The sequence below is a fragment of the Bacillus sp. B25(2016b) genome (assembly GCF_001679765.1).
Taxonomy (GTDB): domain Bacteria; phylum Bacillota; class Bacilli; order Bacillales; family Bacillaceae_G; genus Bacillus_A; species Bacillus_A thuringiensis_K.
The window spans coordinates 972344-998465 of sequence record NZ_CP016285.1 but is presented as its reverse complement, the minus strand read 5'-3'; the positions used below and the strand labels follow the sequence as shown (position 1 = coordinate 998465).

Below are 26122 nucleotides of genomic sequence, written 5' to 3'. Positions count from 1 at the left end.
TTTATTGAATGAAGAAAGCTATGCTTGCCTTAGCCGCAACAAGTGTAATCGCATTATCAGCATGTGGAACATCATCATCAGACAAAATCGTTACATCTAAAGCTGGTGACATTACAAAAGAAGAATTCTACGATCAAATGAAGACACAAGCTGGTAAACAAGTACTAAACAACATGGTTATGGAAAAAGTTCTTATTAAAAACTACAAAGTTGAAGACAAAGATGTAGACAAAAAGTTCGATGAAATGAAAAAACAATACGGTGATCAATTCGATACACTAATGAAACAACAAGGTATTAAAGAAGAAACTATCAAAAATAGTGTGCGTGCTCAATTAGCTCAAGAAAAAGCGGTTGAACAATCGATTACTGATAAAGATGTAAAAGCAAAATTCGAGGATTATAAAAAAGAAATTAAAGCAAGTCATATCCTTGTAAAAGATGAAGAAACTGCTAAAAAAGTGAAAGATGAACTTGCTCAAGGTAAATCTTTCGAAGAATTAGCAAAACAATACTCTGAAGATACAAGTTCAAAAGAAAAAGGTGGCGACTTAGGATTCTTCGGACCAGGGAAAATGGTAAAAGAATTTGAAGAAGCAGCTCAAAAGTTGAAAAAAGATGAAGTAAGCGAACCTGTAAAAACACAATTCGGTTACCATATTATTAAAGTAACTGATAATCACGCAGATGCAACTTTCGATAAATCAAAAGCTGATATTAAAAAATCACTAGCTCAAGAAAAAACGCAAGATGCTCAATTTATGAATGACTTAATGATGAAAGAAATCAAAAAAGCTGACGTAAAAGTTGACGATAAAGATTTAAAAGATCTTTTCAAAGAGCAAAAAGCTGACGCTAAGAAAGACGAAAAGAAATAATGAAAAGCTCGGGATTAGCCCGAGCTTTTTTTATGTATCCTCTTCATTAACGAAAGTTTATTTTGTCATTCATTTAACTAAAACCATCTTTTATGCATTTCACTTAAAAACGTTTCTGTTATTTTACATCCAGAACTTTCTCCGATAATAGAGTCAATCCCGCAATGCGGACAAACTGCTGTGTTATCATCATCCCACCACTCTGTAATTTTTTCTGGATGGAAAATTTCTAAACAATAGAAACAACCACATATAACATCCTTTTCTAAGTGCTTTCTATTACGAGAACAAAAACGATGTGCTTCCTCAAAATATTTTTCCATCAGTATCCCCCTATTCCTGATTTTCTGCTTTGGTTTACTTACATTCTCCTTAATAAAATTACAATTCTCCCTTAAAGAAAAACAAAAAAAACCTCGATTCACGCCACACGGAACCAAGGTTTATCTTATTATCATTGATTAAATGAAAAAACTATGTTAAATTAGAACAGAAACACGTTTCACAAAACAAAAGGAACGTATTTATCCGTATCTTAATTGTACACCAAAATACATCTTCAGTCAACCTCTATTTTTCACTTTTAAAGGAGTGCTTACCGTATGAACAAAAACCTTGATTTAGAGCAAAAACGATTGGATACCGTAATTGAAACAATTACGGAGCAAATTGATAAACTGGAAAACGAAACTGGCAGACGCCGGGCAGAAGTAATCAATATTCGTAAACACTTTTGGGATGACGTGAAAGTGAATACTGATACTTTCGATGATTATCTTGAAACAGTTATCAACTTAAGACAACAAGCTCAGTCACTAGCTGTTACACAAATTACCCATAAGCACACCTATAATCGACTTGCCGCATTAAGACGCATGCATAAAGCACCTTATTTCGGACGAATTGATTTCAAAGAAGAAGGAGAATCTGCCGCGGATCAAATTTATATCGGCGTCGCTACACTTACTGATGCAAGCGGAGAAAACTTCCTTATATATGACTGGCGCGCACCTATTTCGAGTGTGTACTATGATTATCCACCAGGACCTGCTGAATACAGTACACCAGGCGGCGTAATCCACGGTAATGTGGAGAAAAAATTACAATACATTATTCAAAATGGCGAGATTGATTCTATGTTCGATACGAGCCTTACAATTGGTGATGAAATCTTACAACAAGCGCTTGGAAAAGGCACGAACAAACATATGCAAAGCATCGTTGCTACGATTCAGCGCGAGCAAAATGAAATTATCCGTCACGATGAAGGCCGACTTCTTATCGTGCAAGGAGCTGCTGGTAGTGGTAAAACGTCAGCTGCCCTGCAACGAATCGCCTACTTACTATATAAATATCGCGAATGGCTAAAAGCGGATCAAATTATTCTCTTCTCCCCTAACTCTATGTTTAATAGCTACGTTTCTAACGTACTACCTGAACTTGGTGAAGAAAATATGCAGCAAGTGACATTTCAAGAATATTTAAACCATAGACTAAGTAAGTCATTTGACGTTGAAGATCCTTATGAACAATTAGAATATATGTTAACTGAAACGAATAGCCCTATCTATAAAACGAGAAATGCGAGCATTCGATTTAAAGCATCTACTCAATTTTTCGAGATGATTAGAACGTACAGACAATCTCTTGAATCTTCAGGCATGCTATTTAGAGGAATGAAATTTAGAGGAAAGTTAATTGTCTCTGCTAAAGAAATTACAGAGCAGTTTTACAATACTGATTCCTCCCTCCGCTTCCATAATCGAATTGAAAAGTTAACAGATTGGCTAAATAAACAAATAGATGAGATTGAAAAAACAGAACTGAAAAAACATTGGGTAGAAGAGGAAATTGAATTACTTAGTAAAGATGAATACCAAAAGGCTTATAAATATTTACAGAAAAAGGGCGAGTTTGACGACAACTCCTTCCATGATTTTGAAAAAGAAACGAGAGTACTTGGACGTATGATTGTCCGTAAAAAAATGAAGCCACTTCGTAAAGGCGTTCAAACTTTACGTTTCATCAATTTCACAGGCATATATAAACAGCTCTTCACAGATGCATCATGGGTTACTGGGGAAAAACCGAAAGAGTGGGATGACATTTGCTCATTAACAGTAAACATGCTCGATGAAGGAAAACTATATTACGAGGACGCAACTCCATTTTTACTTTTAAAAGAGTTAATTGAAGGCTTCCAAACGAACAGATCGATTAAACACGTACTCGTAGACGAAGCGCAAGATTATTCGCCGTTTCAGTTCGAGTTTTTAAAACGTCTCTTCCCTGCCGCGAGAATGACAGTACTCGGCGACTTTAACCAAGCGATATTTGCTCATGCGAGTGAAACAGTTAATTTCGATACACTTACAAATTTATACGGTCCAGACGAAACAAACGGCATTAACTTAACTCGTAGCTATCGCTCCACAAAACCGATTATTGAATTCACACGCGCTCTCGTACCGGAAGGCAAGAACATTCACGCCTTTGAACGTGACGGCGAGAAACCCACAGTGACGAAAGTAGCGAATGAGAGCGAACTGCACGAACATATTACTGCCAAAGTTGCTGAACTACAAAAAGAGCAGCACAATACAATCGCAATTATATGTAAATCCGCAGCTGAAAGCGCCGCTGCATACGAAGCACTTAATCATATCGATAATATTAAACTCGTGAAGAGTAACTCAGCCGAGTATGAGCAAGGCATTGTCGTGATCCCTGCTTACTTAGCGAAAGGTATCGAATTTGATGCCGTTATTATTTACGATGCTTCTAAAGATGTGTACAGCACTGAGAGCGTTCGTAGATTGTTCTACACTGCTTGTACGCGCGCGATGCATGAATTGCAACTTTATAGCGTTGGCGAGGTTAGTCCTTTTGTGCTTGGGGCTGATTCGTATAGTTTTGAGCTAATAACTAAAACACCTTGATGATTATCAAGGTGTTTTTCTCATTCTAAAAGGAATATCTTTACGTCGATATACACTTAACACAATTCCCATTATAAATGCATGAAACAGAGTTGGTATCAATCCGTAGCTAATAAATGGTAATGATATAGAAACACGTGGTAATATCCCGAGGGTCATGCCAACGTTACAAATAAAATGGATTACAAAAAGAGTCACTCCGCCAACGAGAAGCAATTTACCATAACCATCATTTATTTTATAAGCTATGTTCATTATTCTTACTGCAAAAAGAGAAAGAATCACGACAAGAACTAGCGCAAGTACATATCCATAATAGTAAGTCAAACTTGCAAATACAAAATCAGTATGAGCAGCACGGATAGACTTTATATTTCCATATGTACCAAACCAACCTGCTGAAGACATCGCCTCTTTTAAACGTAAATACCATAGATCATGCTCTGGATTTAACATTCCTAAAATTCTAGCTATCCGGTATTCTTTTACAGCAGACCAGGAAAATAAATCCCTAATAATAAAGAAACAAATCGGTAACATTGTAATGAGCCATGCCGTTTTCTTTCCTAGCTTACTCCACCAAAGCATAACGAAAACCATCGTAATATAAATAAAAATTGGCACTAGGACGGATGTAATTAAAAATAAATATAAAGAAAATACGTACAGCATGAAAAGATGCATAAACTTTAATCTACTGTTATTAAAAAATGAAGCCCAGGCTAGAAAAAAGAATGGTATCGTCATTAAACAGTCAATTTTGATGGGACCAATTTTTATTATTGCTTCCCCAATCACGTAACCAGTCGGAAAACATTTTATAGCTAACAAGATAAGTATTCCAATTGTATAAAACAGCCACCCGAATCTTTCTAGCTTCCGGTAATCAAGCAACATCATCCCAATAGCTGTTACAATGCCGAGAATTACAAAAATTACTTTGTTCATTAGTAAATCGTTCGTATGCCCAAGAGCGATTATTGGCAAAAACCCTAACCCCATAGCAGCCACCAATAAAATAAGTAAGAACCAATCCACCTTTGGCTTATGTAGTTTGTTAAGTTCCCGCCCTAATTTACTCGGACTTCCCATCTGTTCCACAGCTTTATTTTCAGCAATTTCCTCACTTAAACCTTTTTCTATCCACGTGTTCTTCGCCTGTTTTAAGTGAAAATCTAGTTCAATTGCTACAAAGCTCTTTGCTTCTTTTGATTTAATATGATTCGTAACTTCGCTTACAAAACGATCCCCTTTTTTATTCAATTTCGCCTCACTCCTGTACTAAGCCTTTTAATATAAATTGTACCTTCGTAGCATTCTTCTCTGCCTTTCGCAGCATCTTGTTTCCTTTATCATTTAATTGATAATATTTAGCTCCTGCGTGATCCCAGTTAGATTGGATAAAGCGATTCTGTTCTAGACGATGTAATAAAGTGTATAGAGACCCTTCATCACCTTCGAATTTTTGAATCCCTCTCCCCCGTAGTAACTGCATCAATTCATAACCTGTTTTTTCATTCATAAGAAGTTGTAACACTGCTAAAAGGATATCTTCTTCCTTTTCGGACGATTGCTTAATTTTTTCGCGCACCTGCTTCTGGTGTTGATCAGAAAAACTCAAATGTTTAAACGTTGTGTTCTCCATTGATTTTCGCAAGCCTTTTAATCGATCTTCCATTTGATTATTCCTCCAATCCTTTCTTCAAAAGCTCCTTCGCTTTTTTCAGTCTCGTTTTTATCGTGTTTTCTTTCACGTCTATTACAGTAGCAATCTCTTTAATTGATAATTCTTCATAATAAAATAGATAAATGACTTCTCGGTATTTTATCGGTAAATTCATTACCGCAGAAGCGAGCTCACGATCCTCCGCATTTTGCATAACAGTTTGTTCGACACTATCATTTTGAACCCCCATATAAGCAGATTCATCCTCTGTCACGATCACCTTTTTGTTATACCAACTTTTTATATAGTCCTTACATTGATTAATCGCAATTCTCCATAACCACGTTTTCACATTCGACTTCCCTTTGTATGTATGAAGAGACTTATAACATTTCACAAATATATCTTGCGTTACATCCTCAGCGATTTCTTTATTGTTTACATATGAATACACAAGCTGCAGGACTTCTTGTCCATACTTGTTCATGATTTCATCAATAAGGAGTTCCTTATCTTCTATTTCAAACGCTTCTACCGTTAATTCATCCACATCATTTCCTCCTTCCCATATATTAGACGACGCACTGTATGAAAAAGTTTTATAAATTTATAAAAAATACGGACGGCAATCACGTTTTTTATAAAACACTTTCCAGCTACTTACATATAATAAACCGAATAGTCGTTACAATACATTCACTTAAAGAGCGCCTCTCTCCCAAGGCGCTCTTTAAGTTTACAATAAGGATTTTGTCTTAGTTTTATATCGCCAAGATTCCCCTCATCGCTAAATTAAAAAGAGAACCGATTTAATCGAGTCCTCCTTCTTTCTAATGCTCATTTAAAGAATCTAATATATCATGGCCATACAAAGATGGATCGATAATATCAAAACCAATACATTCTTCATACAAGTGTAGGATTTAAACTTCTATACATAACGCAATTGAATGAAAACCTTAACTTGTAGGAAACTCATAAACAGGTTATACATGATAAACCACAATTTACACAACCACCATTTAAAACTAGGGCTTTTCATCCATATGTCTTGTTCCCTATTTTAAAACATAATACAATGAATACGTAACTTAATAAGCTATAACTAGTAGGTGTGGCAATCATCTCTTCCATTTTGAAAAAAGGGGGAGGTGATAATATGATCGCGATGTTTGTAATTAAATTAGTGTATGGTATCCTAACCGGAGCTGGCGTTGTCATCGGTAGAAGATACGTCGGTCCGTGGCTAATTTCTGTATACAAAAAAGCGAGAACCACCCTGCTTCGTGGAAAGGGTAAGGGCGGTTCTCGGCTAAAACGTTAATGTAATTGTCTTATAACCGCACCTACTACCACCACAATAGCAAGTTAGGTTACACAAGGCAGAAGTTTCTCAGGCTTCTGTCCTCTTTATTTTATGCAAAATTCATACTACATACTCTATCATTATTGTAACACATTTTATTTATTTTTAGTCAAGAGAGAAAACCACCTAAAGGCTCCCCTTCAGGTGGTTCTCTATTTTATGCTAACGCAGCTGCCTGTTCTTGTTGATCTAGACTTTTTCTAGTTCAGCTGTGCCGCTCTCATCATTTATAGCACCAATAAAGACGGATTATGTACCCGCTTCATAACAGTATGAGTAAACAAGGAACAACACCTATTACGAATATAAAAAATCCTCTCACTATATAACACCTATGTTTTCAGCAATACTCTATTACCATCAAACTAAATTTGTATAATTTAAACTACAGAATAGCAAGCTAATTTTCAAATATCTTCTTGCGCATTATCCTAAATTTATTATCTATTTGTATCATGCTTATAAATAAAAGATATCCTACCGACGCACCGAGCATATTTATAGCAATCCGCCACACATCAAAAACATCAGACAAAGTTAGTAAATGTAATATCTCCCAAACAAGAAAGGTCATAACATACCACTTACGAGCTTTCTTGTAGTTAGTCACTTTATTAATAAGCACTGGAACGAAAAATCCAAATGGAACTACTAATATTATATGTTGTAAAACACTTAGCCAATAAGTTGAGTTTCCCCAAGGACCTGGATGTGCAATAAAATCTTCAACTTGCCAAAGTGTTATTCCAAAAAGTTGTAATAACGTTTCTAAATCAGATATATGTAAAAATTGCTGCCAAAATTCAATGGGATGATAGACAGTCCCACCTGTCAAACTGCGAACAGAGTCAAATGTAGAAGTTGAAATAAACGTTCCTAAAAAGACAATAAAACAAATGATTATATAAGGAATACATAAAATTTTTGATAATACCTTTAATGACCTAGGAACTTCGTATACCGATTTATTAATCTCTACGCCAATAACTTTTGATTCTCCAAAACTTTGAATCGCTTTATAAATCGCTGCTTTTTCATTCATACCTTGTTCCATATATTCTTCTTTCAAGCTGTTCAAGTGATCATACATTTCTAGAAATAACTCATCCTGTTCAATATCACTAAGTTCTGAATAGGCTAAAATAGACTTAATATACTCATCAAATTCACTCATAAATAACTCCTTTCTGACAAGCTTGAATTAATGCTGTTACACTCTCCCAAGAGTTCACTTTCTTCTGCAATTCTTTTTTCCCTTTATCTGTAATAGTATAGAATTTCCTTTTCATCCCATTCTCAGATTCATTCCAATAAGATTCAAGAAACTCCTTTTTCTCTAATCTCTTTAAAGCAGGATATAAAGTTCCCTGCCCCATACTATACAAATCTTCACTTGCATCCTTTAAACTTTGAGCTATTTCATATCCATATGTATCACGTTTTGCAATGATAGAAAGTAATAAAATATCTATACTTCCCTTCAAGATTTCTTTGTCCAACAATACCACCACCTTATATACATCGTATAACAACATATGTCGTTATGCAATATAGTTAGAAGAATATCCCATAAAAAAAAACACCTAAAGGCTCCCCTTCAGGTGGTTCTCTATTTTATGCTAACGCAGCTGCCTGTTCTTGTTGATCTACAGGAATTACAGCGTCTGTTAATGCTTTTTCTAGTTCAGCTGTATATTTCATTTGTTCTTCTTTGCTCCAGCCTAGTTTCGCAGCCATGTAGTTGATTACTGCTTCTTTCCACTCGTATACCCAGTGGATGTTGAAGAATACAGCGCCTCTACGGCGTACGAAGAAGTCAACTGGTTTTGCTGTCATTTCGTAATCCATTGCGTATACAAGCGGGATTAGAACGTCTAGCGGCATGTTGTATTCTTTCGCTTCGTCTTTATGTTTTTTCGCTAAGTCAAATAGTACGTCAACGTTAGAACCGTAGAATTTCGCAAATTCTTCTGCTTGTGCTGTTGTTAAACCATATTTCGTACCTTCGCCAGCTTTTTTCGCAACGAATGCTGGGAATCCGTGTGAACCATCTACATGTCCACCAGAGATTGGCATATGTTTCGTGTCGCTCTTCGGATATGCGCTATGACCTTCTTTTTGTAGTAAGTTCGTTACGTAGTCTACTACCATTTCAGCCATTTTGCGGTATCCTGTTAATTTACCACCTGCGATTGTAATTAAACCAGATTCAGAAGTCCAAATTTCATCTTTACGAGAAATTTCAGATGCACTCTTACCTTCTTCATAAATTAACGGACGTACACCAGCCCAGCTTGATTCAATGTCTTTCTCTGTAATTTTCACGCTTGGGAACATGTAGTTAATCGCATTAATGATGTATGTGCGATCTTCTGTTGTCATTTGTGGTACAGCTGCGTCTTTATCGTAGAACGTATCTGTTGTACCTACATAAGTTTTTCCGCCGCGAGGAATCGCGAACACCATACGTTTATCTGGTGTATCGAAGTAAATTGCTTGACCTAATGGGAAACGTTTTTGGTCAATTACTAAGTGAACACCTTTTGATAACTGAAGTACTTTTCCTTTTTTCGAGTTATCTTTTTCACGAAGTGTATCTACCCAAGGGCCAGCTGCGTTTACAATTTTCTTACCGTACACTTCATATACTTCACCGTCTAGTAAATCGATTACACGTACACCGCATACTTTTCCATCTTTATATAAGAAACTGTCTACTTTTGCGTAGTTAACAGCTTTTGCGCCGTGCTCAATTGCTTCTTTCATTACTTCAATTGTAAGACGCGCATCATCTGTACGATATTCTACGTAGTAACCGCCGCCTTTTAATCCTTCTTTTTTTACAAGAGGCTCTTTGTTTAATGTTTCTTCACGGTTAAACATCTTTCTGCGCTCGCTTCGTTTTACACCTGCTAAGAAGTCGTATACACGAAGACCAATTGATGTACTAAATGATCCGAACGTACCGCCTGTATGGAACGGAAGTAACATCCACTCTGGTGTTGTTACATGGGGACCGTTCTCATATACGATCGCACGCTCTTTACCCACCTCTGCTACCATTTTCACTTCAAGTTGTTTTAAATAACGTAGACCACCGTGTACAAGCTTCGTTGAACGACTTGATGTACCTGCTGCAAAGTCCTGCATTTCAAACACAATTGTTGATAACCCGCGTGTTGCTCCATCTAATGCAATACCAGAACCAGTAATACCTCCACCAATTACGATCACATCTAACTCTTGTTTATTTACTCCGTTTAATACGTCTTTACGTTGTTTACTTGAAAATTTCATGGTAATTCCTCCCTTTGATAACGAAAAAAGAGACCACAAACTCCGCTATAGATTTCGCCTCTATAGCGCGTTGTGGTCTCTCCAAATCTCCTACCGAATTATTAACTTGTCACCATTATAACACTGTTTATGATTATTTGAAAGCTTTTGTTGCTTCAATTGCTTTTTTCCATCCAGCATATAGCTCTTCGCTTGTTTTCGCTTCCATCGTTGGCTCAAAGCGTTTGTCCATATGCCACTGTTCTTTAATTTCATCTTGGTTTTTCCAATATCCAACTGCAAGACCAGCTAAGTATGCTGCACCTAGAGCCGTTGTTTCGTTGATCACTGGACGCTCTACAGGAACATCTAAAATATCACTTTGGAACTTCATTAAGAAGTTATTTTTAACCGCTCCGCCATCAACGCGTAATGTTTTCAGTTCAATACCTGAATCTGCTTCCATTGCGCATAATACATCTTTCGTTTGGTAAGCTAAAGATTCTAGCGTTGCACGAATGAAATGCTCTTTCGTCGTACCGCGTGTTACACCAAACATAGCGCCGCGTACTTCACTATCCCAATAAGGTGTTCCTAGTCCAACGAATGCTGGTACAACGTATACACCGTCAGTTGATTCAACGCGATTTGCGTACACTTCACTCTCACTTGCATCTTTAAACATGCGCATTCCGTCACGTAACCATTGAATTGCAGAACCTGCTACGAAAATACTTCCTTCTAATGCGTAGTTTACTTTACCATCTATTCCCCATGCAATTGTTGTTAATAGGCCGTGCTCAGAAGCTACTGCTTTTTCACCAGTGTTCATTAACATGAAACAACCAGTTCCGTAAGTATTTTTCGCCATACCTTCACCGAAACAAGCTTGTCCAAATAATGCTGCTTGTTGGTCACCAGCTACACCTGCAATCGGTACATTTTGGCCGAAGAAGTGATAATCAATTGTTTCTCCGTAAATTTCAGATGATGGACGCACTTCTGGAAGCATGCTCTTTGGTACTGTTAACATTTCTAGAAGCTCATCATCCCACTGTAAGTCGTGAATGTTAAACATTAACGTACGTGATGCGTTTGAGTAATCTGTTACGTGTGCTTTACCACCAGATAGTTTCCATACAAGCCACGAATCAATTGTTCCGAATAATAGATCGCCGTTTTCTGCTTTCTCTCTTGCACCTTCAACGTTATCTAAAATCCATTTTACTTTCGTACCAGAGAAGTATGCATCAATTAAAAGACCTGTTTTTTCGCGAACCATTTCGCTATAACCTTTTTCTTTTAACTCATCACAAATTTCAGCTGTTTGGCGAGATTGCCATACGATTGCGTTGTAAATTGGTTTACTAGTCGTTTTATCCCAGACAACCGTTGTTTCACGTTGGTTCGTAATACCGATACCAGCGATTTGTTCTGGTTTTACATCTGCTTCACTTAAGCAAGTTGCGATAACTGCTAAAATAGATCCCCAAATTTCTTGTGCATTATGCTCTACCCAGCCCGGCTTTGGAAAATGTTGTGTAAACTCTTTTTGAGCTGAATGAACAATTTCACCTTTTTTATTGAAAAGAATTGCGCGTGAGCTTGTTGTTCCTTGGTCTAATGAAAGAATATATTTTTTCATATCGGTTTCCCCCTTATGCTACTTTTCTACTATTTGTATTGCTTCCGCTTTTTTTACTTGTCATATAAGAGATTGCTAGTACAATCACAGTTGCGATAATCACATAAATAAGTGCTGAATTTTGTTTTCCTTCAAATACAACTTGATGGAATAAACCTGCAAGTGATCCACCTAAAATTGGACCAACTACTGGAATCCATGCATACTTCCAGTTTGAACCGCCTTTTCCTGCAATCGGAAGGAAGAAGTGTGCGATACGCGGACCTAAATCACGTGCTGGGTTAATTGCGTATCCTGTTGTCCCACCTAATGATAAACCAATACTTACAATTAAGAAACCTACGATGAATGGATTTAATCCATCTGCAAATTTATTTGCACCAATTGCTAATATACCAAATACTAAAACGAATGTTCCAATCATTTCACTTAAAAGGTTTGCAAATGTGTTCGGAATTGCTGGACCTGTTGCAAATACACCTAACTTTGTTCCTGGATCTTCTGTTTCTTTCCAGTGTGGTAAGTAATGTAAATATACGATAACTGCCCCGATAATTGCCCCAATCATTTGTGCTGCGATATAACCTGGTACGTCACTCCATGGGAACGCTCCCTTAAATGCTAATCCTATTGTTAAAGCTGGATTCAAATGTGCCCCACTAATTGATCCAACCGCATATGCTGCAACCGCTACCGCTAAGCCCCAGCCCATTGTAATTACAATCCAACCAGAATCTTTCGCAAACGACTTCTTTAAACTTACACCAGCACAAACGCCGCCACCAAGTACGATTAACAACGCAGTCCCTATTAACTCTCCTAAAAATGCTGACATAGTATCCCTCCACAATCAATTTAAACGCTTCCAAATGTGATAGAGGTAAAATGAATGGCCATTCGTTTTTGTCAAAAGAAAAAGACCCACAGCTTGCACGCTTCTATATAAATTTATATAGAAACAATGAAATGTGGATCTCTACTTTTCTCCGTCACGTTTATTAACTTGTCTATAATGTTAACCGTAAATGAAAGCGGTGTCAACGAAAAAATTCACATTTTCGTCACTTTTTTTGGTAATGTTTCCATAGTTCGCGTTTTGATGTCGTAATTGCTGTCGCACCAGCGTTTAAAGCTCTTTCCACATCTTCTACAGTACGAATAAAACCACCCGCTAAAATCGGTACACCAGTACGCTCTTTCACTTCAGCGATAACGTCCGTTAATGCTCCAGGAAGTACCTCAATATAATCCGGTTTCGTCTTATCTAAAAGATTGCAGCTCTTCTCCATCGCACTCGAATCGATTAAAAAGATGCGTTGTATTGCCACAACACCTTTTTGCTTCGCCTTCATAATAACGCTCGCCTTTGTTGAAAGTAACCCGTACGGTCTAAACTCCTGACATAAATATTCTGTCGCATGCCCATCACTCTGCAAACCATGAATTAAATCCACATGTAAAAACACCTTTTTACAATATTGCTTCGCAAGCGAGATAACACTCTTCAATTGGCCGACATGAATATCTAAAATAACGATATATTCATACGAACTATGTAATAGCTTTTCCAAATCTTTAATTTGCCTCACTGCCGGCAAAATTTTCTGTTCATGAAATTCCATTCTCTATATCCCCTTCTTTATGTCATCCTATCCTTTATAGTACACAATTTAAGTGAAAAGAACAGCTAGTGTAGGGGATTTCTTTCAAATCTTTCCTCTATTTATATATTTTCTTCAACTTATCAGAACCTATACCACCTATAATCATGAATACAAGGGGCAAAAGATTCATTACATATGGCGCATCTGCTACAATTGTAATACTTGCTCCAGCAAATTTGTTTAGCATCCATACAACGATTTTTGCAATAAACAAAAATACTCCTATTATAAATAGACTATCAAAAAACACCTTCCATTTTGGATATGCCAATTGCTTACTATCTTCAATTACTTTCTGCGTCAATTCTTCATCACTCCTTAGCAGTTCATCAATTGTAATACCGAACAGGTCACTTAAATGAATAATAATTTCAATGCTCGGATAGTTCTTTTCCGTCTCCCATTTCGAAACAGATTGCCTGCTCACATGAAGTTTTTCAGCCAAATCATTTTGCGACCAATTTCTTTTTTCCCTTTCTTCTTTTAAACGCTCACTAAAAATCATACTGTGTTTATCACCTCTCTATGCCCATTATGTTCAAATAAATGATGAAGAGTAAAGCGAGTTATCGTTGCATTTCCTGCGCAACTTATGCGTTACAGCTTATAATGGCGCTATTTTATATGTTTCTTCCCTATACTATGCTCCAATAATAATTTCCCGAACAATAATACAAAGAATGGATACTAATAAAGTGAAACTTTAATCAGCCCTCACCAATCGGACTTTTACGGACAGCCCGCCCCCCCACCTAACTTCTTTACTTCAGCTGAATTTTGAGGTGGGGGTCTTACTACCCGGCAAATAGCGGGATAAAGACTAGATTAGGCATAAAAAATGCGCCATCCCTTCTTATCAGTCTCCAGAAAGAATAACGCAAATTTTCATTTTTACTCATCACTTTTCGGACTATATGAAAACCCCGGATATTTCACAACAGGCCACTTCTCCTTACGCAGGGAATCCATTACTTGCGGGCCAACATGTATATTACTCTCCACTATTTCTTTAGGAGTCAGTGCCATCCATTGATTTAACGATACATCTTCAAAACGATTGCTTCTGAACATCTCTAAAAACCATAATGTTTCGGTACCTGTATTTTGAATATAATGCCCCGTCGCAAACGGTACATACCCGACATCGCCAGCTCTATAATCAAATGTACGAGCGGTACCATTTCCAAGAAACACAGTCATTCTCGCTTCCCCTGTCAAATAATATTGCCATTCATCATTATTCGGGTGCCAATGAAGTTCTCTCATTCCGCCAGGCTCAACCTCAACGAGCGCTGCTGCGATTGTTTTGGAAATAGGAAAATTTGTAGAATCTACAATTCGAACGCTACCACCAGGAGTCTTAATCGGCTTTTGTTTTAACAATTCATGTTTAAATGTTAAAGGAACTTCTCCTTTAGGTGATTGAATTTCCTGACTTTCAAGCGAACCTGGCACCTCTCCTTGATAAATATAAACTTGATCTGAAGGAATAGAACGAAAAGCACTCTCAGGTACTCCGAAATTAGCCGACAACACTTCTTTTGGCGTATGCGCAAACCAATCAGAAATAGCTAAAGTAGATAAATCAGAAAAATGCCCATCATCGAAAACGAGTAGAAATTCACAATGTTCCAATCCTTGAATGGAATGCGGAATACCAGGAGGAAAATACCAAAGATCACCTGGCCCAACATCAGCAATAAAATTACGCCCATTTTGATCAACAGCCGTTATGCGCGCCCGTCCTAAAAGCATATACGCCCATTCTGCCTCTTTATGCCAATGTAGTTCTCGTACTCCACCGGCCGTTAAACTCATATTCACTCCCGCAATCGTCGTCGAAACCGGTAGTTCCCGAGCAGTAATCTCCCGAGACCACCCGCCTTGTTTCAAAATCATAGAAGTGTCCGAGAATGAAAACTTCAAGTTAGGAACTAACCCTGCATCCGTTATAGGCGGAACAAGCATATTCGGATTTTGAATATCCCGCATAACATTACGAGGTCCAGAATCAATCGCACCTGCTCCGTCGCTGCGGATTGGTTGTGGCACATTCCCTCCCGCTTCATTAACAGTACATTTCTTCATGATTACACTCCTTTTTCATCCGATTAGTAAGTAAAAAGCCTCCATCATAGTGTATGAATTGGGCTTTAGATGGTTACAGTTACATCGTGAGAAAGGTTTGCCTATCATTATCGTTTTGTTCATTTCTCAACTTATACTAGTATGCTTAGCGCTTAGGAAGACAAAAAAATAAACTAGAACTAACAAAAAACCCTGTAAAATTTATTACAGAGTTTTTCACCAATTATTTATTGTTTTATATATCGAATACGAACATTATCGTCCATTTGATAAATTTGTAATGTGTTTCCATAACTAATTCCTAACTCTTCACTTGCACCAACTGCACCCACAAGTACCCCTTAAAATAATTTATTCTTAGTTGGTTTTACTACCGATACTCTTCGCTGCCTCTTCAAACAGTTTCGAACCTTCTTGTGCTTTACTTAGTGATTGATGCATTTTACTTTCGTCTTCTTGATCTAATGCATCAAATAGAAGTTGAAAACAATCCGCATATAGTTCCATCGACTGCTTTATCTTCGCCTGTTCTCCCTGTAACTCAGGAGGCGCTTGTAGATTCTTCAGTTTCGTTGCAGTTGCCTTTGCTCCACCTAAACTCAGTTGTACTTCACTTTTCTTTTGTTTGTATGATTTTACGTCTGAATCTGCTATTCCTTCAATTAATTTCATTGTATCTTCAATTTGAGTAGCACTATTTATGATATCTGCCTTGTACCTTTCAACATCTGAACCAGTTACCTTACCAGTTGAAGAACTAGAAGAAGTTGAATTATTTGAAGAAGAACTTGGTTGACTACTTGATGAGCTACTATTTGTACCTTCACCTTTCGCTACAGATAAGCTATCCTCTTTCTTGCTATCAGTTGACTTACTCTCTTTTTCAGAAGTCTTATTCTCTTTCTCTACCTTTTGCGTTTCTTCTTTCTTTGGTTCAGCTTTCTTACCATCAGTTTCAATTGTAATACAACCACTCAATAACATAACTGGTAGCGCTAAACTTACTAATTTCTTTGCTTTCATGATTACTAATACCCCTTTATTTGTAAAATGTAGTGCAAACAAGTTAATATACTTAACTAATAAATTTCCCTTGAATAATTTATTAAAATCTATTATCCATAGATTTCCTGCATATTCATAATATTTCCATATATAACATTTTACAAAGAATTACATATTTGGTCAAAGGGATTTATGTAGTCCTTAAAAGAAAATTTTAATCACAAAGAAAAGAAGCTAACAATAAATTGTTAACTTCTCAGCCTAAGGAAAAATAGTATCTTTCCTTATCTTCTAATATCTAGGTTGTGATTGAATATTTGTAAGGTGAACATCATACATATCAATGATTTCAAGAAATCTATCAGCTTCACGGAAAACATGGTCTGCTAATAATGGATGAATGATACTCTTTATTTTACATTGCTCAATTAAATCACGTGCTGTTTTCTTAAAATCCCGAAGAGATGCAACCGACACGCGATTTTGATCTAAAAATTGATCTAAAAGAGGAGCTGTTTGGGATTGTGGTTTCATAGATTCTAAGTCAATTGCTTGATACATCAATTCATCAAAATCATTGCTAAAATTTCGTGCTGTATCTACAAGCTTTCTTTCCGATGGATCAAGAAGATGACCAATAAATTTAGCATGGTCTGCCATAATCCGTAAAAAGAAAACATTTTCTTTAATAATAGCATCAGGAAGCGCATCTAATTTACCTTCATTTAATTGTATTAAACGTTTTCTAAAATAATCAGCTTCCCTACTTGTATGGTCAACTAAAAGTGGAAAGTTATTTTGTCCTGGCAATTTACATGTGAGAATTAATCCTAAAATTTTTCGTTTAAATCCCCAAATATTAGTTGCGGCTTGTTGTACTTCTGCATTAAATCTTTTTATTTGCTCAGGATCTGTTTCATTTGTATAGGAATGCGCTATTTGTTCAATATGTTCAAACAATCGATAAAATTGATTCGCCTCTTCGATTAATTGCGTATCCTCGCATCTAAACCCTAAGCGAAGAAAAAGAGAATGCTCTTTCATGATTCTAGACCAAAAACGAATTTCATTTAATGAACGCTCAACAAACATTACAGATGTAACACCTGTATCAGGATGTAATGAAGTTTCATCCCTATGCATTGTTAATCCCCCCCCAGTAAAATCCCCACTAGTTCCATTCTTATGAGTAAAAATATATATAAATACCATCAATAAAAGTTTATGATGACTCTCTTATACATGTAAAATTAAACTAATATAACCTTAGCTTGATGAACATATACTGCTCCCGCAGAAGAAAAAAAGCTACCACCTAGATGTAAAATCCTACTAGGTGGTAGCCTTTCAAAATTTTTATTAAAGCAATACCGAATCTTTATCACTATCCTGATTACGTTTCTCGCGTTCTTCTTCTAAGCGCTTCATATATACTTCGCCTTCTTTTTCAATAAACTCATTATCCATATCTTGCTCTTTTTTCGAAGTATATAAAACCATGTAGCCACTTAGTACAATCCCGACAATTACAAGATACACCCACCATGGTAAAGTTTCCAAATCACTTCATTCCTTTCCTTAGACAAGCCTTATTAGTTTCACTTTATGAGGAAAGAAGTGGATTTATGCTTAAAATTTTTATTGTGGATGCTTCGCGAAAAACGCTTGTACATATTCCATAAACTCGATTGGTTCCTGACGAAACGGTGCGTGGTATCCTTTTTCAATAATATGAAACGTACTATTTGCAAATAGCCCATGATACAGTTCACCATTTTCCCAAGAAACACTCTTATCATGTCGTCCCCATATAATTAGAGTTGGCACCTTAATTTTATCAGCTTCCATCGCAATGCGGCGCTCTCTCATTTTCGTAAGCTGATCATAATGCTCTTTATCATCACGACTATTTTTCACTTCATTTTTATTATACTTCGTAATCTCAGTTACAGTTTGTAAGTCCGTCGATAGCGGCGGCACTTCATAACTGTCTTTTTGCTGGAAAGACTCTATCCCTGTAGCATCCGCCAAGATGAGATGCGTCACTGCATCCGGATATAAATACGCTAAATTAAGGGACATCTCTCCGCCCATCGAATGACCGAGCACCGCAAACTGATCGTATCCGAGCTTCTTCATTAACTTATAATATAAATTCACTTGCGCAGGAAACGAATACTGAAAATCAACTGGCTTAGAAGAACGCCCAAATCCTAAAATATCAACCGCTATAATCGTGTGATCCTTTACAAGTTCCGGATAAATATCACTAAACCCATCAGATGAACCACCAAACCCATGAAGCATAAGTAAAGGCGGCTTCCCCTCTCCAATTTGCTTAAAATAAATTATCTGCCCATCAATTTGCGCCATACTCTCTTTCGTATGCAGCTTCATCATAACAGTATCTTTCACTTCTCCAACCTTCGCAATCGGCTTATCGACGAAATTACAAACAATTAACAAAACGAGCACAATACCGCTAATCATATAAAACTTAAACCTTTTCAAAGTTCCCGTCTCCTTTCTCTTGTTGCTATTTAAAAGTTTTTACATTTTTTGGTTATTTTATGTTCTCTTTTTAATTGTAACTAAAACAGTTACAATTATACTAAAAAAATATAACTCACTTCTATTACTAATGGTTATTCTGTAACTATTATAGTTACATATTTAAAGTAAGTCAATTCTTTTCTCTACATGGCCTAATAACAAAGAAAAGGACCTCGTTGTGAGATCCCTTTCTTTGTTATTATTTAATTTAAAAATGATCAGCGTGTGAGTCTTGCTTGCTAATACCGCCACCGTCACCTTTATTGAAGTTGGCTGGTGCTCCACCATCGCCTTTATTATCTGCTGGTGCTCCGCCCGTGTCGCCAATGTTAACGTAGTCTGGTCTTGCTGGTGCTCCTCCTGTGTCGCCAATGTTAACGTAGTCTGGTCTTGCTGGTGCTCCTCCTGTGTCACCAATATTAACGTAGTCTGGTCTTGCTGGTGCCCCTCCTGTGTCACCAATATTTACAGCTTGATTTGTAAAAGAACTATTGAACCCAATTGATAATACCCCTACTAATGCAGTCCCAACAATAGCCAAACGAAATTTCTTCATTATTTTAACGCTCCCTTTTCCAATATATTTTTTTGAGCCTTATTATTCATATAAAAATATTTACTTGCCTTAACATGATCATCAAATTCATAAAATTTCAGTGCTAAAATTTCAGTGTATTCTTGAATACAATCCCATAATCTTTCTCTCTCAAAATAAGAAAGTCCTTCTAAAATTACATCTTCAATAATTGATACTGAAGATTTTCCATTGAGTTCTTTCAAAATTTTAAACCGATGTTGAAATTCTTTTTCTCCTAAATCAACACAAATATTTAAACCTTTTTCAACGATTGGATTCGCTAAATTATATTGTCCTAATTTGTAATGTTCACGCGCTTCTACAAATAAGGCTTTAAAGTGTTCTGGGTAGTTTTTGGTCACCTCAGATATATGACGAATTGCTAATTCTGAAAGATTTTGACTAGCATAAAGCCAAGCTAAATTATGCCGAACCATTAGCATATATTTTTTTTGATCTGCTTTTTGCAATACTTCCATAGCAGAATTAAAGTTTTCTTCCGCTAATTCATAGTGATCTATGTCTACACAACATAGTCCAAAAGCATTTTCACATAATCCTACTTTTATTTCATAACCTGGATATTGTAAAAATGCTGCTTTTGCCCTATTCAAGTAATCTATTGCATGAACTTGGTCATATTTTTGATAATAGAAATTCCCCATCCGATAATTAAACTCCGCATGTTCTATCGGATCTGCAATATATTTCAATAACTTCTCAGCTTGCTCATACTGTTCTTTCGCTTCGTTATAATTTGAAATTAATGTGCAATGAAACCCTTTAAAAAAGTGATAGTAATAAGCTAGAACACCTTCTGCTGGGATTTCAAAAGATTCCACTTTATCAAAACTATCTTCTCTAACCCCAATCCAATCCACTAATGCATCATATCTAAAATTCAACAACGCATGATAAAGCAATACATCCTGATCCACATCCAACCCACTAATCTTACTTTCAATCGCCTCTTTCATTTCCATAGCTTTCTCTATATTTTGCTGCAACATTACACGATACCAATCATCTAAAGAATGTTTCATTTGCTCCCGTGTTACTACATCTGCTCCCATACACTCGCATCCCCTTTTCTCCAAAAATACAAAATTAGGATTTTTATACAATTATCAAAATTTTATATTACCACTCCTTTTCTATGTATTGAAAAATAATTATTAGAAAATTCTATATTTTAATTAATCATACCAAAGTTTTCCTTTTTAACAACTTGAGAAACAATTGTCAGAAAACTTACTAGAATAAATAAAAAAGCAAGCAGTTCCAGCACTCCGCTAAAACTACTTGCTCTATTTTTACTCTTTAATAAATTCCTTCGTGCTTCTTACTGTATCAATTGGACGAACTAATTTTTCAATTTCTTCACGTTTTGGCTCTAGGAATGGAGGTAAAGATAATTTTTCGCCAAGTGTTTCGTATGGCTCATCTCCCATAAATCCTGGGCCATCTGTTGCAAATTCAAATAAAATTTGTGGTGCAACTCTTGCATATAATGATTCAAAGAAATGACGGTCTACATAACCAGATGAAGGAAGTCCAACGCTACTGATTCTCTCAATCCATTCTTCTAATACAGCGCGATCTTCTACGCAGAATGCAGCATGGTGCACTGTACCAAAACCTTGTTGTGCTTCAGGAAGAACCGTATTATGTTCTACGATGACAGATGCACCGTTTCCGCCTTTGTTCACTTCAAATAAATAGAATTCTCCTTCTTGCGCAACCTCTTTAAATAATAAAACTTTTTCTAACACTTCTTTGAAGAAACTAAAGTTTGCAATACGGATGAATACAGGCCCTAAACCAGTAATTGCATATTCTAATAGAACTGGTCCGTTTTGCCATGGTGTACCTGATTCGATCCCTTTATCAAGTTCATCTGAGATTAATTGATAGTGTTGGTCATCAAAGTCAACGAAAGAAAGAGTTTTCTTACCAAATTGCTCTTTAATTCCTGTATGTTCTACTTCAAGACGGTCAAAACGTTTTACCCAATATGCTAACGCTGCATCAGTTGGCACTCGGAATGAAGTTTTTGAAATTTCATTCGTACCGTGTACTCCTTTCGGAACACCTGGGAAATCAAAGAATGTCATATCTGTTCCTGCACTACCTTTATCATCTGCAAAGAATAAATGATACGTTTGAATGTCATCTTGGTTTACTGTTTTTTTAACTAAACGCATTCCTAAAACGTGAGTGAAAAACTCATAATTCTTTTCTGCACTACTTGTAATCGCTGTAACGTGGTGAATTCCTTTTAATTGGTTCATTTTATATTCCTCCAATGGGTTTCATTTATATGTTAAAGTTGTATATTTTCTTCTATTACTTCTCTTCAATAGATGCTAAATTCGCTTCAATCTCTGCACGCTGATCTTCTAAGAACGGTGGTAAATCAAGTTTTTCTCCTAAGTGTTCCATATCTCCATCAACTGTAAATCCTGGTCCATCTGTCGCAATTTCAAAAAGGATTCCGTTTGATTCACGGAAATATAAGCTTTTAAAGTAGAAACGGTCGATAATGCCAGAAGAATGGAAACCTTTTTTTATTACCTGTTCTTCCCAATAAGCTAGCTCTGCATCGTTCTTTACACGAATTGCTAAATGGTGAATGCTACCGCGGCCCGGCTTTTCAGTAGGACCATCTAAATATTTCACAACGATTTCTCCAAAAACCTCTCCTTTAATGGACTGAAAAATTGCTTCCTCTTCGCTGCGGCTAACCTCTGTATAACCAAACATCTCTGTAAGTGTACTCGCCATTTTATCAAGTCTACGAACTGTCATTTCTACAGAACCCATTCCTTGAATTTGATGCTTTGCAGGAACTTCTGATTTCTCCCAAGTTTCCCAGTGCTCTACTTTTTCCCCGTTTGAAACGAGTAGTACTAAGCGAAGACCTTCAACATCCTCAAATTGTAAAGCAGGACGATTTGCATATGTTGTCATTTCACTATGTTTCACATCAAATTTCTCAAATCGTTCTTTCCAGTAATGTAAGCTTTCCTCTGAAGGAACGAGTAATCCAATTCGAGTAATCGCATTTGTACCGCGATATGTTCTTCCTACTAATGGAATTTCAAAAAATGATAACTCTGTACCCGGACTTCCTGTTTTATCTCCGTAAAATAAATGGTACATTGACGGATCATCTTGGTTTACTGTCATTTTCACACGACGTAATCCAAGCACATTTTTATAAAAGTGATTATTTTCATTTGCATTTTTCGTAACCATTGAAATGTGATGATGCCCTTTAATTTCATACATTGATAATTCCTCCGTTTCATTTTACTAGTCAAGTGATAACTAAAAAATAATATGCTTCTTAGCTTTTCAATTTATTCTCATTATGTTTTTGTAAATTCATCTTAGTTTTTACTAAATAAGTTACTTCGTTTTTTAATCGAAAACAACTGAGTGTATGTTTTTCATATGGCTCAATTGCTTTCGTTACTATCACTTTACAACTCAAGTGATTAAAAAGCAAGCGATTTATCTCAAATTCGAGATATTTTTTATAAAGTCTTATGTACTTCCTATAAAAACAGCTGTGCAGAAATAATATAGTTGTTTAAAAATCCTTATTCCACGAACGGAGCAGGTTCGTGGAATCTATGGTAATTAGGTTTGGCTGGGAATTTTGTCGATGATATTAAAAAAGACACCGAAGTGTCTTTTTTTTCAAATTAAGCATACCGATAAATTAAAATTTAATTACTTAACATTATGCTTATCTTGGGAGCGAGGTATTTTATCGGTGAGTGTATACAAACCATGTAATGCTTGCTGTTAATAATGCTGACGAAATCAAAGCTGTAAGAACACTATATGTTTGCCACATAAGTATTGTTGACCAATCGAAAGCACAGCACAGTATACCTAGGGCAATCGTAGCAGTCAGGAAAATAACTGTTACGGTTATTCTCTTTTTTGTCATTGGCTGCCGCTCATTCGTTCTCCTTCTGCGTAATCCTAAGAGAAATAGCAAAACGGCCAATAGGCAAAGAATAATTGTGATAGACGACAAAATGATATCCAAAAGCTGTGTGCCGCTTATTTCATATGACTGAGTGAGATTGCCTTCTAATATATCTTTAACTTTTAGTACCATGTTTGTATTGGTATTTGCGCCGTTGCTCAGCAAGGAGACGGCTGTTCGTTCATTTGGCAGTATGACTACTTCGGTTCTGAAATTTGGATTGCCCCCAGTGTGTTCTATAATCGTTTGTTCGGCGTTTACGGACCAGCCTGCCGCATAATACATACCGTTGACAGCCGAAACAGACATATCACCCCTATGTGATTTTTCGATAACCATGTGAAATATTTCGGGTATGTCCTGCACGATCCCCATCTGTATGCCCATCCAACGCGCCATATCTTTTGTATTAGAAATGATGTAGCCTGCGGGTTTATTCCCAGCATAATCCGGAGCTTTAAATGGAGTTGTCATAAAAAATGAAGAACGGTAGCCCTGTGCCAACTGTCCAGTGGCTTGAGCAGCTTCTTTATAAACATACGTCTGGTGAAGACCTAACGGCTGAAATACCTGTTCCTTCATAAAGTCTTCATAGCTTTGTCGCGACACAATCTCAATAACCAAACCCAATACGTCATAATTAACGGTTCCATAGTTATACTGTTCACCGGGAGGGAACGCCAATTCAGCATCCACGAGCATTTCTACAGTCCTTTGCAACATATCTGGTGTATTGCCTTGTGGAATATTTTGAAGATGCCTAATATTTGTTAGACCACTGGTATGGTGAAGAAAGTTATTTAGTGTAAGACTTTGCATATCAACAAGTTTCCCTTGATACTTTAATGTAAACCAAGGTAAATATTTTTGGACAGGGTCAGTCATTGAAAGCAGCCCTTGCTCTTCCAATAGCATAATACCCATACCGGTAAAAGCTTTACTGACCGAGGCTAACTCATAGAGTGTATTTTCACTTGCAGACAACCCCTTTTCACGGTCTGCATACCCTGAAGAAAAGTAGAACACTTCATCATCAGCAAGTATTGAGATTGACATTCCCGGCACACCTGATATACGACAGGCATCATCTAGCAACGCTTGTATTGCCGCAGATTGAGAATCTGACAACGCATAACTTTGTGTTGCAAATCCTGAGAATAATATAAATATCGTTAATACAAAAACAATAATCTTTTTCATAAACTCTCCTTTTTGGAAAATTATAAGAGAATAATATAAATAACCTCCTTTTACAACTACGAAACTAAATTTTAATTCATCTTTCTATTCACCTGTATAATATCAAATAATTACGAATAGTTACACTTGAACGAACAGATGGATGTAATTTGAAACAACTTTAAAGAGCCTTGCTACGTAGAATGTAGTAAGGCTCTTAGCTTTTTAATAATCAAAATTCAATAACTTTATTATCATTATACAACAGCCTCACTAAGCATATTAACACTTAATGAGGCCACTTTATTCACACTATTAATTATGAAACGACGGCTTATAGAACGAACGATTATCAAGTGCAAAGACACGTTCTGTGTATTCGCCTGGTTTCGTGCGTCCTAATGCACGGTCCATCATGTTCATTTTTGCATCTAAGTTATCGATGTAATGCAGAATTTCTGCTTCTTTTACTAATGGTGGTTTTGGGCTACCCCATTCTGCTTTTCCGTGGTGAGAAAGCACGATGTGTTGAAGAATTAATACTTCTTCTGCATCGATTTGCAGCTCATCTGCTGCTTTCCCAATTTCGTTCACCATAATCGAAATGTGACCTAGTAAATTTCCTTCTAACGTATACGTTGTAGAAATTGGGCCAGATAATTCGATTACTTTACCAAGGTCATGTAAAATAACGCCTGCATACAGTAAGTCTTTATCTAATGATGGGTATAGATTTGAGATAGCTTTCGCTAAATCAAGCATCGATACGACGTGATACGCTAATCCAGATACGAACTCATGATGGTTCTTAGTCGCTGCTGGATAGTCTAAAAATTCGTTTTGATGCTTATTTAATAAATGTCTTGTTAGACGTTGAATGTTCGGGTTTCTCATTTCAAATATGTATTGCGTAATTTTCTCGACCATATCTTCTTTTTTCACTGGTGCTTTTTCTACGAAGTCCGAGATATCTGTTACTTCATTTTCATTCGCAACTCGAATTTGTTTCACACGTAATTGAATACGGCCTTTGTAGTTTAAAATATCTCCAGCTACTTTCACGATTGTTTCCGCTACATATTGTTTCTCAACTTCTGGTGATACGTCCCATAGCTTCGCTTCAATATCTCCACTTGGATCTTGTAAGATTACTGTTAAAAATGGCTTTCCATTGCTTGCGATACCTTTTGTCGCTGTTTTAATTAACAAGAAAATATCGACTTGTTCACCAACTTCATATTCTGCAATTTTCTTTTTCATTCGAATTCCTCCACCAAATCAGT

General features: G+C 36.5%; 24 protein-coding genes. 2 read left to right on the top strand and 22 right to left on the bottom strand.

All coding sequences use genetic code 11. The features are described from left to right. Positions 1 to 8 precede the first annotated feature (8 nt). Entirely contained in the window at positions 9 to 878 is an 870-nt protein-coding gene (gene prsA, locus BAQ53_RS05160; RefSeq protein WP_208906564.1) for a peptidylprolyl isomerase PrsA, read from the top strand. Positions 879 to 955: 77 nt separating this feature from the next. Here the strand turns inward: prsA and BAQ53_RS05155 are convergent, their stop codons facing one another. Next, complete coding sequence (locus tag BAQ53_RS05155) at positions 956 to 1201, bottom strand: hypothetical protein (RefSeq protein ID WP_000417114.1); 246 nt, start codon at positions 1199 to 1201, stop codon at positions 956 to 958. A 279-nt stretch (positions 1202 to 1480) separates the two neighbouring features. Here BAQ53_RS05155 and helD point away from each other — a divergent pair, with 279 nt between their 5' ends. Continuing rightward, positions 1481 to 3817, top strand: coding sequence for an RNA polymerase recycling motor HelD (helD, locus tag BAQ53_RS05150; protein ID WP_208906563.1), 2337 nt, complete (start codon positions 1481 to 1483; stop codon positions 3815 to 3817). 6 nt (positions 3818 to 3823) lie between these two features. Here the strand turns inward: helD and BAQ53_RS05145 are convergent, their stop codons facing one another. The 21 genes from BAQ53_RS05145 to yhaM all read right to left on the bottom strand — a co-directional run bounded on the left by BAQ53_RS05145 (position 3824) and on the right by yhaM (position 26099). After that, positions 3824 to 5080 (bottom strand): FtsW/RodA/SpoVE family cell cycle protein, encoded by a 1257-nt coding sequence (locus BAQ53_RS05145; protein ID WP_208906562.1) that lies wholly within the window; start codon positions 5078 to 5080, stop codon positions 3824 to 3826. 7 nt (positions 5081 to 5087) lie between these two features. After that, positions 5088 to 5495 carry a PadR family transcriptional regulator gene (locus tag BAQ53_RS05140; protein ID WP_000390148.1) on the bottom strand — a complete coding sequence of 136 codons (408 nt, stop codon included), beginning with the start codon at positions 5493 to 5495 and terminating at the stop codon, positions 5088 to 5090. A 4-nt stretch (positions 5496 to 5499) separates the two neighbouring features. Next, positions 5500 to 6033, bottom strand: a complete 534-nt coding sequence (locus BAQ53_RS05135) for a sigma-70 family RNA polymerase sigma factor (protein WP_208906561.1) — start codon at positions 6031 to 6033, stop codon at positions 5500 to 5502. A gap of 1216 nt (positions 6034 to 7249) precedes the next feature. Next, a complete protein-coding gene (locus BAQ53_RS05130) occupies positions 7250 to 8023 on the bottom strand; it encodes a VanZ family protein (protein WP_001288371.1) in 774 nt (257 codons plus the stop codon). Further along, positions 8016 to 8348 carry a PadR family transcriptional regulator gene (locus BAQ53_RS05125; protein WP_000356630.1) on the bottom strand — a complete coding sequence of 111 codons (333 nt, stop codon included), beginning with the start codon at positions 8346 to 8348 and terminating at the stop codon, positions 8016 to 8018. The genes BAQ53_RS05130 and BAQ53_RS05125 overlap by 8 nt, the downstream gene beginning before the upstream one ends. A gap of 115 nt (positions 8349 to 8463) precedes the next feature. Beyond that, positions 8464 to 10146 (bottom strand): aerobic glycerol-3-phosphate dehydrogenase, encoded by a 1683-nt coding sequence (gene glpD, locus BAQ53_RS05120; RefSeq protein WP_000672831.1) that lies wholly within the window; start codon positions 10144 to 10146, stop codon positions 8464 to 8466. 133 nt (positions 10147 to 10279) lie between these two features. Continuing rightward, positions 10280 to 11770, bottom strand: a complete 1491-nt coding sequence (gene glpK, locus BAQ53_RS05115; RefSeq protein WP_000760009.1) for a glycerol kinase GlpK — start codon at positions 11768 to 11770, stop codon at positions 10280 to 10282. A gap of 13 nt (positions 11771 to 11783) precedes the next feature. Next, positions 11784 to 12605 carry a glycerol uptake facilitator protein GlpF gene (gene glpF, locus BAQ53_RS05110; protein ID WP_001272195.1) on the bottom strand — a complete coding sequence of 274 codons (822 nt, stop codon included), beginning with the start codon at positions 12603 to 12605 and terminating at the stop codon, positions 11784 to 11786. A 226-nt stretch (positions 12606 to 12831) separates the two neighbouring features. Next, on the bottom strand, positions 12832 to 13392 hold the full coding sequence (gene glpP / locus BAQ53_RS05105; protein WP_000394285.1) for a glycerol uptake operon antiterminator GlpP: 561 nt from the start codon (positions 13390 to 13392) through the stop codon (positions 12832 to 12834). Between the two features lie 97 nt (positions 13393 to 13489). Beyond that, entirely contained in the window at positions 13490 to 13939 is a 450-nt protein-coding gene (locus BAQ53_RS05100; RefSeq protein WP_000577649.1) for a helix-turn-helix domain-containing protein, read from the bottom strand. A 386-nt stretch (positions 13940 to 14325) separates the two neighbouring features. Next, on the bottom strand, positions 14326 to 15522 hold the full coding sequence (locus BAQ53_RS05095; RefSeq protein WP_000710667.1) for an oxalate decarboxylase family bicupin: 1197 nt from the start codon (positions 15520 to 15522) through the stop codon (positions 14326 to 14328). A gap of 357 nt (positions 15523 to 15879) precedes the next feature. Next, complete coding sequence (locus BAQ53_RS05090; RefSeq protein ID WP_000644835.1) at positions 15880 to 16545, bottom strand: DUF7018 domain-containing (lipo)protein; 666 nt, start codon at positions 16543 to 16545, stop codon at positions 15880 to 15882. 273 nt (positions 16546 to 16818) lie between these two features. Next, on the bottom strand, positions 16819 to 17670 hold the full coding sequence (locus BAQ53_RS05085; RefSeq protein WP_000554486.1) for a DUF2935 domain-containing protein: 852 nt from the start codon (positions 17668 to 17670) through the stop codon (positions 16819 to 16821). A 216-nt stretch (positions 17671 to 17886) separates the two neighbouring features. After that, positions 17887 to 18087: a sporulation YhaL family protein gene (locus BAQ53_RS05080; RefSeq protein ID WP_000449223.1), complete on the bottom strand. Its 201-nt coding sequence runs from the start codon at positions 18085 to 18087 to the stop codon at positions 17887 to 17889. Between the two features lie 78 nt (positions 18088 to 18165). Further along, entirely contained in the window at positions 18166 to 19038 is an 873-nt protein-coding gene (locus BAQ53_RS05075) for an alpha/beta fold hydrolase (protein WP_208906560.1), read from the bottom strand. Positions 19039 to 19288: 250 nt separating this feature from the next. Continuing rightward, a complete protein-coding gene (locus tag BAQ53_RS05070) occupies positions 19289 to 19636 on the bottom strand; it encodes a Phr family secreted Rap phosphatase inhibitor (protein WP_000714519.1) in 348 nt (115 codons plus the stop codon). Beyond that, on the bottom strand, positions 19636 to 20730 hold the full coding sequence (locus BAQ53_RS05065; RefSeq protein WP_000500578.1) for a response regulator aspartate phosphatase: 1095 nt from the start codon (positions 20728 to 20730) through the stop codon (positions 19636 to 19638). Before BAQ53_RS05065 ends, BAQ53_RS05070 begins: the two co-directional genes overlap by 1 nt. A 240-nt stretch (positions 20731 to 20970) precedes the next feature. Continuing rightward, positions 20971 to 21948 (bottom strand): ring-cleaving dioxygenase, encoded by a 978-nt coding sequence (locus BAQ53_RS05060; RefSeq protein ID WP_208906559.1) that lies wholly within the window; start codon positions 21946 to 21948, stop codon positions 20971 to 20973. Positions 21949 to 22003: 55 nt separating this feature from the next. Then, a complete protein-coding gene (locus tag BAQ53_RS05055; protein ID WP_208906558.1) occupies positions 22004 to 22948 on the bottom strand; it encodes a ring-cleaving dioxygenase in 945 nt (314 codons plus the stop codon). A 484-nt stretch (positions 22949 to 23432) separates the two neighbouring features. Further along, complete coding sequence (locus tag BAQ53_RS05050; RefSeq protein WP_000720968.1) at positions 23433 to 24860, bottom strand: serine hydrolase domain-containing protein; 1428 nt, start codon at positions 24858 to 24860, stop codon at positions 23433 to 23435. 294 nt (positions 24861 to 25154) lie between these two features. Beyond that, positions 25155 to 26099, bottom strand: a complete 945-nt coding sequence (yhaM, locus tag BAQ53_RS05045; protein WP_000726638.1) for a 3'-5' exoribonuclease YhaM — start codon at positions 26097 to 26099, stop codon at positions 25155 to 25157. Positions 26100 to 26122 lie beyond the last annotated feature (23 nt).

Coding starts and splice junctions, on each gene's coding strand:
- prsA (WP_208906564.1), top strand. CDS start 9: ATGAAGAAAGCTATGCTTGCCTTAGCCGCAACAAGTGTAATCGCATTA.
- BAQ53_RS05155 (WP_000417114.1), bottom strand. CDS start 1,201: ATGGAAAAATATTTTGAGGAAGCACATCGTTTTTGTTCTCGTAATAGA.
- BAQ53_RS05060 (WP_208906559.1), bottom strand. CDS start 21,948: ATGAACCAATTAAAAGGAATTCACCACGTTACAGCGATTACAAGTAGT.
- BAQ53_RS05130 (WP_001288371.1), bottom strand. CDS start 8,023: ATGAGTGAATTTGATGAGTATATTAAGTCTATTTTAGCCTATTCAGAA.
- BAQ53_RS05085 (WP_000554486.1), bottom strand. CDS start 17,670: ATGCATAGGGATGAAACTTCATTACATCCTGATACAGGTGTTACATCT.
- glpK (WP_000760009.1), bottom strand. CDS start 11,770: ATGAAAAAATATATTCTTTCATTAGACCAAGGAACAACAAGCTCACGC.
- BAQ53_RS05050 (WP_000720968.1), bottom strand. CDS start 24,860: ATGAAAAAGATTATTGTTTTTGTATTAACGATATTTATATTATTCTCA.
- yhaM (WP_000726638.1), bottom strand. CDS start 26,099: ATGAAAAAGAAAATTGCAGAATATGAAGTTGGTGAACAAGTCGATATT.
- BAQ53_RS05070 (WP_000714519.1), bottom strand. CDS start 19,636: ATGAAGAAATTTCGTTTGGCTATTGTTGGGACTGCATTAGTAGGGGTA.
- BAQ53_RS05140 (WP_000390148.1), bottom strand. CDS start 5,495: ATGGAAGATCGATTAAAAGGCTTGCGAAAATCAATGGAGAACACAACG.
- glpF (WP_001272195.1), bottom strand. CDS start 12,605: ATGTCAGCATTTTTAGGAGAGTTAATAGGGACTGCGTTGTTAATCGTA.
- BAQ53_RS05100 (WP_000577649.1), bottom strand. CDS start 13,939: ATGATTTTTAGTGAGCGTTTAAAAGAAGAAAGGGAAAAAAGAAATTGG.
- BAQ53_RS05055 (WP_208906558.1), bottom strand. CDS start 22,948: ATGTATGAAATTAAAGGGCATCATCACATTTCAATGGTTACGAAAAAT.
- BAQ53_RS05090 (WP_000644835.1), bottom strand. CDS start 16,545: ATGAAAGCAAAGAAATTAGTAAGTTTAGCGCTACCAGTTATGTTATTG.
- helD (WP_208906563.1), top strand. CDS start 1,481: ATGAACAAAAACCTTGATTTAGAGCAAAAACGATTGGATACCGTAATT.
- glpP (WP_000394285.1), bottom strand. CDS start 13,392: ATGGAATTTCATGAACAGAAAATTTTGCCGGCAGTGAGGCAAATTAAA.
- BAQ53_RS05095 (WP_000710667.1), bottom strand. CDS start 15,522: ATGAAGAAATGTACTGTTAATGAAGCGGGAGGGAATGTGCCACAACCA.
- BAQ53_RS05065 (WP_000500578.1), bottom strand. CDS start 20,730: ATGGGAGCAGATGTAGTAACACGGGAGCAAATGAAACATTCTTTAGAT.
- glpD (WP_000672831.1), bottom strand. CDS start 10,146: ATGAAATTTTCAAGTAAACAACGTAAAGACGTATTAAACGGAGTAAAT.